Here is an 11,758-nt window from a genome sequence, read left to right on the forward strand (position 1 = left end):
TATGGTATGCGCTGACGTGGCGCTGGCCTGAGGCGGTGAGTTAGGGATGGGTTAGACGGTGAGTCAGGCGCTGGTTCGGAGGTTATTCATACAAGGCCAGCATTTGACGGGTTGTATCCTTGAATTCATCAACCCAGTGTGACGGCGAGGTGACGCGGATATTACGATTCAAACCGTATACCCACCATTTGCTTTCCTGATCGTCGGTGATGGTAGCCACCAGTCGGTACCAGTCACTGCCATCGTCAAGCGGCGTGATTTCCTGTGTTTGACTGAGTGGTGTTTCACCCAGCAGATAAGCCACTTCGGGGGAAATATCGGCTTCAAGGATGATCTCTCCAGCGGGAGTCCAGCCAAATCGCGAGATGTAATCATCGATATTGAATTGCAGGTTTTCGTCGATATTGTCGTCAGATAACGCCGCATTCGCCATGCGGTGCAGTGCAAAAATAACCGGGTTGGTGTGCTGGTTAGCGGTGGCAATCAGATAGTGGATATTGCCTTTACTGACCATTCCCAGAGGGGAAAACAGCAAGGTTTTCGGGTGATCAGCGCTGCGTTTGGCGTACTGGGCAGTAAATTTTTTGCCCAGCAGTAATGCCTGGGTCAGGGTGGCCCATACCTGGGTATCGACGGTGGGTTTGTGCAGCTGTTTCATTCCGGGTAATACCCGTACCCGGTCGGGCCAGGTGCTCAGGTGGCTGCCGTGGCGCTGCAGCGTGGCTTCCGCTTCCATAAACTGGGGTTCGATACCCTGGTACACTTCGGCAGGTAACACCTGTTCCAAATAGGGCTTTGCCTGGATATAGCTCAGGGCAATCACGGCATTACTGGTGGGTGCCAGCTCTTTGCGGCCTTTCATAAAAGACCAGGCCTGGCTGCGGCCCTGTTCGGTGCAATAATAAGCGTAATGCTGGGACAGCTCGACCAGATCCCGTTCAACCGTGCGTTTGTGACAAGGGAAGGAAAGATTGAGTTTTTCCCAGATCGCCCGAGTAGTGATCGGCGTCAGGGGCTCTTCCGGAATCATGCGCAGCATCTCCATGCGGCGTGCAAATGTCGAATAATCGTTAGACATATTTCATATCCTTATGAGCATTGGGTTTGTTATTCCACCAGGCGGTAGTATAACGCGAAATAATGTGAATTGTGTCACATAAGTTGCCTAAGTAAAGCAGGTTGGGGAGTCGTCGCTGGGGTGTTTTCCTGATCCACGTGCAAGGCGAGTGCATGGCAGTGGGGGCACTCATCGGGGAGATCGCTCAGTGCTTTGAACTGGGACTGCCAGGTACACTGTGAGCAGCTGACGTGATAGATAAAAGTGAAGGGCTGTTCCATAGTCTTTTCCAATTTAATCCAGATCTGGCGCATTGTTGGCAGTGAGCGCGGCAAATGGCGTCGCGCAGAACACGGAATAATTGGAGAAAATGGACAGCGGTGGTTGCTTGCCCTGTTGCAGGGCTGGATTAACAGAGCGAACCTGGGGGAGACGGCTGCTGAAGCCAGCCGTTATGGGTAGCCGTCGCGATTGAGGGCTACCCGGTGAATAATGGGTGAATGAGGGTATCAGTCCTTGAAGCGTGTCTGGCTGGCATCCAGGGTAGACAGGTGCAGATTCCAGTGTTGCAAACCACTCTCGCTATAAACATGCTCGCCTTTCTGGGATTGGGTATGAGGCAATTTATCTATTGCTGTACCGTTCAGCAGCAATTTGGCCAGTCGTGCCGCATGACGGCCTTCGTTATACGCTGAGACGGTAAAGCCGCCTGCTGCTTTACCTTTACCAATAAACACATCCCACAAGGCAAAAATCGGAAGGCTCGAGCTGCTGTGAGCCATTTGCATCAGGTCGGTTGGGTCTGCTCGTACGCCCTGGCCGTCCCGAATGGTGTGATACGTGCCGACAATAACAGCGGCGTAGCCATTGGATTTGCCATTGGTGATGGCATTCAGCCAGGTGTCACGATCGTTGGTCAGCAGGATATCCACTTCTGAGCCGTGGATGGTTTCCTTGCGCTGGTCGCCAAAACGTTCCTGGATCGTACTGCGCATGGTGGGAGAATCATCCGCCAGAATCAGGAAGCGATCCGGGTTGGAGACCATCTTGCGTATATGGCGAATGCTTTGGTCAAAAAATGGTCGCTCCTGCACACCGGTCACCCCTTTTTTAAGCAATACCGGGTGCTGTTCTGGCCCACCGTTGATACCGAGAAAGACAATCGGGATACCCAGCGCTTGCAGGGATTCACCCATCAACTCCAGCGCATTGTCGTCACCAATAAGCGCGACTGCCGGCTTTTGTGCCTTGACTCGCTCAAGTATCTGTTGCGCCCGGATTGGCCAGTTATCCTTGGTCAGACGTTTGGTATCGAGGGAATAGGTCTGGATCTGGTGGATTTTACCCAGGCTGTCATCAATGGCTTTGAGGTATTGGGCATCCCATTCGTACTCTGGATGGTAGCTTTCAATAACAGCAATCTGGGCAGCGAAACTGCTCAGAGGCATTATCAGGGCTGTTATACCAGCCAGGAACAATGTGTAGAGCCGGCATTGGGCGACTCGGGTCGTAACATACAAAAACGGCTGGAAGGCAGATAAACAGGGCATGAGAGCGTCCGATTATAGTAATTGGAAAATGATTGTCATATCGATGATGGATTATTCGCTGAGCAGTTTTTTAGCCAGCTATGCTTATTTTTTTATTAGGTATAGCAAAAAATTACAGATCCGTCTAATGCTCTGAGAGTGAAATTAACAGTCCGTCAATTCAAGCGATTAGCCATATATTGATGACTGAAATATCAATTAAAAACAAACAACACGCCCATGCTCGCCTGTATATAAAACAAGCAGGGCCGTCGGTGTGCTGTGTTGTCTTGCGACGGTATACGACATGATTTTGTCTGAAAGCGTCTCCGGCCGGCCATTAAGCCTCATAATAACAGCCTGCCGGTGGTGCAGGAGTTATCGGTTTTTAAATGTAATCGATTGATTTTAATGGCTATTTTGTTACGCCGTGCGGTTGTTGTCGCCATGCCATCAGCCGCTGGCTAAGCGGGATGAAAATTGCAGGCAAGTGGTTACCACAAGAAGCGCATGATCTCCGCTGGTACGGGTGTCTGGTTACTGCTCGTCGGTATGAGCGTTTTCCCAGGCTGGTCGCTGACGGTGTGAGCGGCCTGGGCTGGACGGATTACTGGCGGCAAGGGTTGGGCGAGGGGTGCGTAGCCTGGCTGCAATCCAGTTGCCACGCCATTGCCGGTCGTTGCAGGTCGTTGCAAGCCGTTGATCGTAGAGGTCTATAGCGGAGGTTTTTATCGTGGGGTGTTGCTGTTGGTGTTGTGATCTGAAGCCAGCCGTCAGCGTATAATTGATTAAACTCAGGCAGGACATAATGGATATACATGATATAAGCCCGATCGGAATAATACACTCTCCTTATACTCATATTGCTGGTATGCCCGTTCAGCCCAAGGGCGCTGACGGAGTAGCCGGGCATATTGTTCTGGATAAACAATATCAGGAAGGTCTGCAAGACCTCGATGGGTTCAGCCATATTTATATCTTTTACTGTTTTCATCAGGCTACCCGGACTGCATTACGTGTAACTCCTTTTATGGATACCCAGGAGCGTGGTGTGTTTTCCACCCGTTCGCCATTACGGCCCAATCATATTGGTATGTCGATTGTGAAGCTGACCGGTATTACAGACAATATCTTGCAAGTGGAAGGGGTGGATGTACTGGACGGCACGCCATTGCTGGATATCAAACCCTATATTGACCAATTTGATGCGATCACCAGCAGCACATCCGGCTGGTTGCAAGCCAGCGAAGCCGACGTTAAAAACCGCCGTTCGGATGAACGCTTCCGCTAAACCTGTAGGGGACATCCATTTAATCCTGCACGGCTCTGCGCAAGTGTTGCCGTTGTTCAGGGCAAGGCGACGAATGCAGCGAAATGACGAGTCCTTTTCAAATTCGTCAACACCGCACTGGACGGCGGCAACCCGCGCCCTTCGGGGGCTGCCGGATGATCTCGACTCGGTGTCGCCGACGTTTGACTTGACCCGTCAGGCCTGCAAGTCGGCTTCGTGATTCGAAACCATCCGGTAACCCAGAGTGAGCACCGGATTAAATGGATGTCCCCTGTAGATGACTGGCCGTCATAAGTGCTGCTGTCTGCTGTTGGCACCATGGCGGTTGTCCGCCCTGTATCGGACCAGAGCCGTGGTTCTGCGGGCTTTAACGGTTGCTTGGCCGCTACTTGGTCAACAGCCAATCCCGGCTATATCCCCATCTCCCGGTCGGCAAATCTCCCATCGCTGCCATATGGATAACCACATAATCACGGTAGGGCCAGGCTAACACTCATAGTTGGGATCTTGTATTTCAAATTTAGTCGGTTGAGCAGAATTGGCTGAGGAGTACATTGGTTAACACCAACGGCGTCATGACGCTTCGGTTTGGCAAATAGCAATTTAATAATTCCAAACAGATATTTGCCAAATCACATTCCCGTCGCCGCACCCTGATTCAAGCAGTATTTATCGGTCGCAATACTGCTGATTTATTCACCGAGATGGATGGTATTTTTTTATGAATGAAGCTGATATCAAGCAAGCGGGAGACGAGCTGTATAACGCGCTGGTTAACCGTACGACGCTGCGCCCACTGACGGAGCGCTATCCCGACATCACCATCAAGGATGCTTATCACGTTTCATTACGTATGAATGAGCGCCGTATCGAAGCCGGAGAACGCATTATCGGCAAAAAGATTGGTGTTACCTCCAAGGCCGTGCAGAACATGCTCAATGTGCATCAGCCGGATTTCGGTTTTCTGACCGACAAAATGGCCTACAGCCAGGGTCAGGAAATGCCCATCAGTGAGCTGATGATTCAACCGAAAGCCGAAGGCGAAATCGCCTTTGTGCTGAAAAATGACCTGCTAGGCCCCGGCATCACCAATGCCGACGTGCTGGCCGCGACCGACTTCGTGATTCCCTGCTTTGAAATCGTCGACTCCCGCATTGAAAACTGGCAAATCAAGATTGAAGACACCGTGGCTGACAACGCCTCCTGTGGCCTGTTTGTGCTTGGTGATACCGCGGTCAGCCCGCTGGATGTCGACCTGACCAGCTGCGGTATGGTGGTCGAAAAGAACGGGGCGATTATCAGCACCGGTGCCGGTGCCGCAGCTCTGGGTTCCCCGGTGAACTGCGTTACCTGGCTGGCCAATACACTGGGTGAATTTGGTATCCCACTGAAAGCCGGTGAAGTCATTCTGTCTGGCTCACTGGTACCACTGGAGCCAGTGAAAGCGGGTGATTTTATGTCGGTCAGTATTGGCGGTATCGGTTCTGCCTCCGTTCGTTTCGTATAAGCGCTAGATTCAGCGAGGAAATTTTTATGTCTAAAAAACTCAAAGCCGTCATTATCGGCCCAGGCAATATCGGCACCGATCTGCTGATGAAAATGCAACGTTCCGAATGGATCGAACCGGTCTGGATGGTGGGTATTGACCCGGAATCCGAAGGCCTCAAGCGTGCCGCCGCGATGGGAATCAAAACCTGCGCCACGGGTGTTGATGGCATTCTTGAACAGGTGATCGCCGACGATATCCGCGTCGCCTTTGATGCCACCTCTGCCTATGTGCATGCGGAAAACTCGCGCAAGCTCAATGAACTGGGGGTGATCATGATCGACCTTACCCCCGCCGCGATTGGCCCTTTTTGCGTGCCGCCGGTGAATCTGGCCGAGCACGCCAAAAACCTCGAGATGAACGTCAATATGGTGACGTGTGGTGGTCAGGCCACCATTCCCATGGTGGCCGCCGTCTCTCAGGTACAAGCCGTCGATTATGGTGAAATCATCGCCACCGTGTCGTCCAAATCCGTTGGCCCCGGCACCCGTCAGAACATCGACGAATTCACCCGCACCACCGCTGGCGCTGTCGCCAGGGTCGGGGGCGCCAAACAAGGCAAGGCCATCATCATTATCAACCCGGCTGAACCGCCACTGATGATGCGCGACACCGTCCACTGCCTGACAGCCAGTGAGCCGGATCGTGATGCCATTACCGCATCTGTCCACGCCATGGTCGCCGAAGTACAACAATACGTACCGGGTTACCGCCTGGTGAACGGCCCGGTGTTCGATGGCAACCGGGTGTCCATGTTTATGGAAGTTGAAGGCCTCGGGGATTTCTTGCCCAAATACGCCGGCAATCTCGACATCATGACCGCCGCCGGTTTGCGTACCGCCGAAATGTTTGCCGAAGAAGCCGCCAGCGGCACCATCACACTGCCAGCCCGTGGCGAATAAGAGACGGAGGAAGAAGCAATGAACCTGAACGGAAAAAATGTGAAATTGCACGACATGTCCCTGCGTGACGGCATGCACGCCAAACGTCATCAGATCAGTGTGGACGACATGGTCTCTATCGCCTGTGCGATGGACGACGCCGGTATGCCACTGATCGAAGTCACCCACGGCGATGGCCTTGGTGGCTCATCGGTGAACTACGGCTTTCCGGCTCACAGCGACGAGGAATACCTGGGCGCTGTGATTCCAAACATGAAACAGGCAAAAATCTCCGCGCTGCTGCTGCCCGGTATCGGCACCGTAGATCACCTCAAAATGGCCAAAGAGCTGGGTGTCTCCACCATTCGGGTCGCCACCCACTGCACCGAAGCCGACGTTTCCCAGCAACACATCAGCATTGCCCGCGAAATGGATATGGACACCGTCGGCTTCCTGATGATGGCGCATATGGCCTCGCCGGAAAAACTGATCGAACAGGCCAAACTGATGGTCAGCTACGGCGCTAACTGCATTTACTGCACCGACTCTGCCGGTTACATGCTGCCAGACGACGTTACCGAAAAACTGGGTGCCTTGCGTAACGAACTGGACAGCGCCATCGAGCTGGGTTTCCACGGCCATCACAACATGGCCATGGGTGTCGCCAACTCCATTGCGGCCATTGAAGCCGGCGCGGCGCGGATCGATGGTTCGGTCGCCGGGCTGGGTGCCGGAGCGGGTAACACGCCGCTGGAAGTACTGTGCGCGGTACTCGACCGCATGGGCTGCCACACCGGCATCGACCTGTTCAAGATCATGGACGTCGCCGAGGACCTGATTACCCCCTTGATGGACCAGATCATCCGTATCGACCGGGATTCCCTGACGCTGGGTTACGCCGGTGTTTACAGCTCCTTCCTGCTGTTTGCCCAACGTGCCGAAAAGAAATACGGCGTCAGCGCCCGCGACATCCTGGTGGAACTGGGTAAGCGTGGCACCGTGGGTGGCCAGGAAGACATGATCGAAGATCTGGCACTGACCATGGCCAAAGCCAAAGGCTAGGACTTCGTTCTACCGTAGCGGGTGCCGCTTCCCATGCCGGATGTGTGGGAAGCCGCAGGCACCGAGTACCCCAATTCTCCGAGTGACCCATTGATGAGGTTACCGCCACATCGGCTATGGGATAGCCGATGTGACACAGACAGAGGCACCGAATATGAGTGACAACAACCTGAATCAGGAACAGATTGCTGCGGCAGCAGCCCATCTGGAACAGGCCGAACTGGAAGCTTACGAAGTCACCAAGCTGACAGACGACTACCCGGAAATGACTTACAAGGATGCGTTTGATATCCAGTGGGAAATTCGCCGTCGTAAAGAAGCGCGTGGCAACAAGATCGTTGGCCTGAAAATGGGCCTGACCAGCTGGGCAAAAATGGCCCAGATGGGCGTTGAGCATCCGTGTTACGGCTTCCTGGCGGATTATTTTGCCGTGTCCGACGGTGGCGAAATCAAAACCGATGAACTGATTCACCCCAAAATTGAAGCCGAAATCGCCTTTGTCACCAAAAAAGCGCTGAAAGGCCCTGGTGTGACCATTGCCGATGCGCTGGCCGCGACCGACTTTGTTTTGCCTGCCGTGGAAGTGATTGACTCCCGCTACAAGGATTTCAAATTTGACCTGAAGAGCGTGATTGCCGATAACTCCTCATCGACCCGGTTTATTACCGGTGGCCAGATGCAACGGGTTGAAAATGTCGACCTGAAAAACTTTGGCGTGGTGATGGAAATCAATGGCGAAGTGATCGCCACCGGTGCAGGTGCCGCGGTACTGGGCCACCCGGCGGCATCGGTTGCCATGCTGGCGAATATGTTTGGCGAGCGTGGTGAAGAAATTCCTGCCGGTACGTTTATTATGACTGGGGGAATCACGGCAGCGGTACAGTGCCAAAAAGGGGATAATTTCAGTGTCCGTTACCAGGGGCTGGGTACCGTTACCGGTCGTTTTGTCTGATCGGGATAAGGGTTCTGGTGTGACAACGGCCGCTATGATGCGGCCGTTTTTGTTTTGTGTTTTGGATCGCGACAGACTGCGTACGGCCAGCCAGGCAGCGTCCGTGGCGTGACACTATCAGGAGAAGTCAACAATGAAACTGTTAATGCTGGGAGCCGGTGGCATCGGTTGTTATTACGCCGCCCGGTTAGTGGATGCCGGTCACGATGTGGTATTGGTCGCCCGTGGTGCCCATTTGCAGGCGCTGCAACAGCAAGGGCTGGCCGTCACACACCCGGACTTTGAACTGACCGCCCCGGTAGCTGCCTGCGATATGGCAGCACTGCAGGCTGATTATCGCTGTGCTGAATTTGACCTGATCATGTTGGCCACCAAGGCCACCGCTACCGCCAGCCTGATGGCAGAATTGGCCGACTGGCTGGGGGTGGCCGATACCCCGGTGTTGTCGTTGCAGAACGGCGTGGGGAATGAGCCGCTGATTGCCGAAGTGATCGGTATGAACAGAACCCTGGGCGGGCTGGCAGTACGGATTGGCGGACATATCATTGCCCCGGGTCAGGTGGCTGCCACCGGTGTGGCGCAAATAGAAATGGGCGCCTGGCCCGATGCGGTGCGCAATCCCGGTTGGCAGTCGATGTTATTGCAATGGCAGGCGGCGCTGGTGACAGCAGGTATTCCTTGCACCCTGAGTGACGATATCCAGCAGGCGTTGTGGCGCAAGCTGGTGATCAACAACGGTGTAAATCCACTGTCGGCACTGACCTGGCTGACCACCCGTTCGATGACTTCTGATCCAGTGTTAGGGCGCATTATCCAGGACATGATGGATGAAACAGTACGGGCGGCGCAGCAGCTGGGTGTGGGCCTGACAGCCCAGGATGCCGCCGATATGTTCCAGTTGATTTCAGACTTTGACGACATTAAAACCTCCATGCTGGTTGACCGGGAAAAAGGCCATCCGCTGGAAGTGGACGAGATCTGTTTACCCGTGATCGAACCTTGCCGCCAGGCAGGACAACCGGCACAGACGACCGAACGTATTCACCGTTTACTGATGGCCAGCCTGGCGCGAGAGGGCTGAGACCTGATGCTTTGCTGATGCTGTTTTTTTTCGATTTTTCAAACGCTTGCCTGGTAGCAAGCAAGAAGCCGATGGCTGTCTGGCACAGCGGTTTGATATGACGTTTTGACCCTTCATCTGCCTGTTTATCCTCTCTGTGCAAGGAGGGGATAGAGGGCTGCACAAATTGGCTATTTGCCTGAAGAGTGGCGGCTTTAAATGGTCGTACAACTCAATAATAAGAATCCGGGCAAAACTATGAATCATTATAAACCTCTCGTTACCGCTGCTGCGGTGTTGCTTGCTTCCGTGTTGTCCAGCGCTGCCGCTGTCGCCAAGGAAGACCCGATTCGGGTCGGTATCATGTTGCCGTTCAGTGGTGTGTACGCTGCGCTGGGAGATGCCGGTCGCAACGGTTTGAAACTGGCGCTGGAACAAAACGCCGACAAACTGCATGGCCGTACCATTGAATATATTGAAATGGATACCGAAGCCCGCCCGGATCGGGCACCTGAAATTGCGACCGCGTTGATGAGTCAGAAAGACGCAGACTTTATTGTTGGGCCGGTGCATTCCGGGGTCGCCATGGGCATGTTGAAAGTGCTGCGTAACAAAAAGCCGATCATGATCATTCCCAATGCCGGTGCCAACGTGGCAACCGGCCCCTGGTGCGCACCCAATGTATTCCGCACGTCTTTTTCTGCCTGGCAGCCGTCGTACCCGATGGGTCAGGTTGCTCTCGATAAAGGCTACAAAAAAGTGGTGACCATGAGCTGGAACTACAGCTTTGGCAAAGAGAGCCTGGACGCCTTTGAAGAGTCGTTCAGCAAGGGTGGCGGCAAGGTACTGAAGAAGATTCTGGTGCCGTTCCCCAAAACCGAATTCCAGTCCTACATCACAGAAATTGCCGCACTGAAACCGGATGCCGTGTTTGTGTTCTTTGCCGGTGGTGGCGCGGTGAAATTTGTGAAGGATTACAACGCCATGGGCTTGAGCGGCAAGATTCCGCTGCTGGGTTCCGGCTTCCTCACCGAAGGGACACTGGCAGCGCAGGGTAACGCGGCCGAAGGCATTGTTACCGGTCTGCACTATGCGGATGAACTGGATATTCCAGCTAACCATCGCTTCCGTGCTGCCTACGCCGCCGAGTTTGGCAAAGACGCCGATCTGTACGGTGTACAGGGGTTTGATACCGGTTTGTTGATCGCCCAGGCGGTGGACAAGTTAAACGGCAATATCAGTGACCGCGACGCCCTGATCCAGGTGATGGAAGACGCCGTTATCCCTAGTCCACGGGGTGAGTTCCACTTCTCCAAAGCCCACAACCCGATCCAGACCATTTACCTCCGCACCGTCGAGAATGGCGTCAACAAGGTGACCGGCATTGCCGCAGAAGCCCTGGAAGACCCGGCTCGCGGCTGTCGAAGTAACTGATCATGCCTTGCCTGCTGCCCGGGCCGGTGATGCCGGGCAGCAGACAAGGGTTTCCGGATGATTCTTCAAGGGGATCGTATTGATGGACTTCGCAATATTTCTGGTCCAGCTGCTGAACGGTTTGCAGTATGGCTTGCTGCTGTTTCTGATTGCATCGGGGCTGACGCTGGTGTTTGGGGTCATGGGCATTCTCAACCTTGCCCACGGCTCCATGTATATGGTCGGGGCTTACCTGGCCTGGTATTTCACCCTGCACACCGACAGTTTTCTGTTGGGAGCGCTGTTGTCGGCAGTGATTGCGTTGGCACTGGGGATAGTGATTGAAAAAACGCTGATCTGCCGCCTGTACAAACGTAATCATCTCGATCAGGTGCTGCTGACCATCGGCATGATCTTTGTGTTTAACGCCCTGCAAAGTCTGCTGTGGGGGAACGACTCCCTCGGGGTCGATGTGCCGGAGCTGCTGAGCGGCTCGATCCAGCTGACCGAACTGGTGGCTTACCCCGTCTATCGACTGTTTGTGGCGGTGCTGTGTCTGGTATTGGCCGCTGGTTTGTACTTGCTGATCAACCGTACCCGGCTGGGTATGTTGATCCGGGCCGGAGAGTCCAACCGCGAGATGGTTGAGTGTCTGGGGATCGATATTAACCGTCTGTACACCATTGTATTTGGTGCCGGGGTAATGCTGGCAGCGTTGGCGGGAGTGATTTCGGCACCGATCGCATCGATTGTGCCCGGTATGGGTGAGCATGTGCTGATCACCTGTTTTGTGGTGGTGGTGATTGGCGGCATGGGCTCGATCAAGGGCGCTTTTGTGGCGGCCTTGATGGTCGGCATTGTCGATACCTTTGCCTCTGTGCTGTTTCCTGCGGTGTCGTCGATGGTGGTGTATATCCTGATGGCAGTGATTTTACTGATCAAGCCACAGGGCCTGTTTTCCAACTAA

General features: G+C 54.0%; 10 protein-coding genes. 8 read left to right on the forward strand and 2 right to left on the reverse strand.

Annotation, left to right across the window (positions count from 1 at the left end):
• Nucleotides 1–82 precede the first annotated feature (82 nt).
• Together Q8W22_RS12985 and Q8W22_RS12990 are read right to left on the reverse strand one after the other, a co-directional pair.
• Nucleotides 83–1,078: a YafY family protein gene (locus Q8W22_RS12985; RefSeq protein WP_303434458.1), complete on the reverse strand. Its 996-nt coding sequence runs from the start codon at nucleotides 1,076–1,078 to the stop codon at nucleotides 83–85.
• Between the two features lie 488 nt (nucleotides 1,079–1,566).
• Nucleotides 1,567–2,505 carry an ABC transporter substrate-binding protein gene (locus tag Q8W22_RS12990; RefSeq protein ID WP_305452613.1) on the reverse strand — a complete coding sequence of 313 codons (939 nt, stop codon included), beginning with the start codon at nucleotides 2,503–2,505 and terminating at the stop codon, nucleotides 1,567–1,569.
• Nucleotides 2,506–3,394: 889 nt separating this feature from the next.
• Between Q8W22_RS12990 and tsaA the strand changes: the two genes are divergently transcribed.
• From tsaA to Q8W22_RS13030, 8 genes are all read left to right on the forward strand, one after another.
• Nucleotides 3,395–3,877, forward strand: coding sequence for a tRNA (N6-threonylcarbamoyladenosine(37)-N6)-methyltransferase TrmO (gene tsaA, locus Q8W22_RS12995; RefSeq protein WP_305415585.1), 483 nt, complete (start codon nucleotides 3,395–3,397; stop codon nucleotides 3,875–3,877).
• Between the two features lie 721 nt (nucleotides 3,878–4,598).
• Nucleotides 4,599–5,384, forward strand: a complete 786-nt coding sequence (gene dmpE / locus Q8W22_RS13000; protein WP_303434461.1) for a 2-oxopent-4-enoate hydratase — start codon at nucleotides 4,599–4,601, stop codon at nucleotides 5,382–5,384.
• A gap of 26 nt (nucleotides 5,385–5,410) precedes the next feature.
• Nucleotides 5,411–6,325: an acetaldehyde dehydrogenase (acetylating) gene (locus Q8W22_RS13005; RefSeq protein WP_303434462.1), complete on the forward strand. Its 915-nt coding sequence runs from the start codon at nucleotides 5,411–5,413 to the stop codon at nucleotides 6,323–6,325.
• Between the two features lie 18 nt (nucleotides 6,326–6,343).
• Complete coding sequence (gene dmpG / locus Q8W22_RS13010; protein WP_305452614.1) at nucleotides 6,344–7,366, forward strand: 4-hydroxy-2-oxovalerate aldolase; 1,023 nt, start codon at nucleotides 6,344–6,346, stop codon at nucleotides 7,364–7,366.
• Between the two features lie 154 nt (nucleotides 7,367–7,520).
• Nucleotides 7,521–8,318: a 2-oxo-3-hexenedioate decarboxylase gene (dmpH, locus tag Q8W22_RS13015; protein ID WP_303434464.1), complete on the forward strand. Its 798-nt coding sequence runs from the start codon at nucleotides 7,521–7,523 to the stop codon at nucleotides 8,316–8,318.
• A gap of 133 nt (nucleotides 8,319–8,451) precedes the next feature.
• Nucleotides 8,452–9,399 (forward strand): ketopantoate reductase family protein, encoded by a 948-nt coding sequence (locus tag Q8W22_RS13020; protein ID WP_305452615.1) that lies wholly within the window; start codon nucleotides 8,452–8,454, stop codon nucleotides 9,397–9,399.
• Nucleotides 9,400–9,636: 237 nt separating this feature from the next.
• Nucleotides 9,637–10,812 carry an ABC transporter substrate-binding protein gene (locus Q8W22_RS13025; protein ID WP_303434466.1) on the forward strand — a complete coding sequence of 392 codons (1,176 nt, stop codon included), beginning with the start codon at nucleotides 9,637–9,639 and terminating at the stop codon, nucleotides 10,810–10,812.
• A gap of 82 nt (nucleotides 10,813–10,894) precedes the next feature.
• On the forward strand, nucleotides 10,895–11,758 hold the full coding sequence (locus Q8W22_RS13030) for a branched-chain amino acid ABC transporter permease (RefSeq protein WP_303434467.1): 864 nt from the start codon (nucleotides 10,895–10,897) through the stop codon (nucleotides 11,756–11,758).

Origin of the sequence: Oceanobacter sp. 1_MG-2023 (assembly GCF_030689025.1) — a bacterium.
In the GTDB taxonomy this organism is placed as follows: Bacteria; Pseudomonadota; Gammaproteobacteria; order Pseudomonadales; family Oceanobacteraceae; genus Oceanobacter.

Excerpts from the sequence above, each read along its gene's own strand:
- Q8W22_RS12990 (WP_305452613.1), bottom strand. The coding sequence starts at position 2,505 with ATGCCTCTGAGCAGTTTCGCTGCCCAGATTGCTGTTATTGAAAGCTAC.
- Q8W22_RS12985 (WP_303434458.1), bottom strand. The coding sequence starts at position 1,078 with ATGTCTAACGATTATTCGACATTTGCACGCCGCATGGAGATGCTGCGC.
- Q8W22_RS13025 (WP_303434466.1), top strand. The coding sequence starts at position 9,637 with ATGAATCATTATAAACCTCTCGTTACCGCTGCTGCGGTGTTGCTTGCT.
- dmpE (WP_303434461.1), top strand. The coding sequence starts at position 4,599 with ATGAATGAAGCTGATATCAAGCAAGCGGGAGACGAGCTGTATAACGCG.
- dmpG (WP_305452614.1), top strand. The coding sequence starts at position 6,344 with ATGAACCTGAACGGAAAAAATGTGAAATTGCACGACATGTCCCTGCGT.
- Q8W22_RS13020 (WP_305452615.1), top strand. The coding sequence starts at position 8,452 with ATGAAACTGTTAATGCTGGGAGCCGGTGGCATCGGTTGTTATTACGCC.
- Q8W22_RS13030 (WP_303434467.1), top strand. The coding sequence starts at position 10,895 with ATGGACTTCGCAATATTTCTGGTCCAGCTGCTGAACGGTTTGCAGTAT.
- Q8W22_RS13005 (WP_303434462.1), top strand. The coding sequence starts at position 5,411 with ATGTCTAAAAAACTCAAAGCCGTCATTATCGGCCCAGGCAATATCGGC.
- dmpH (WP_303434464.1), top strand. The coding sequence starts at position 7,521 with ATGAGTGACAACAACCTGAATCAGGAACAGATTGCTGCGGCAGCAGCC.
- tsaA (WP_305415585.1), top strand. The coding sequence starts at position 3,395 with ATGGATATACATGATATAAGCCCGATCGGAATAATACACTCTCCTTAT.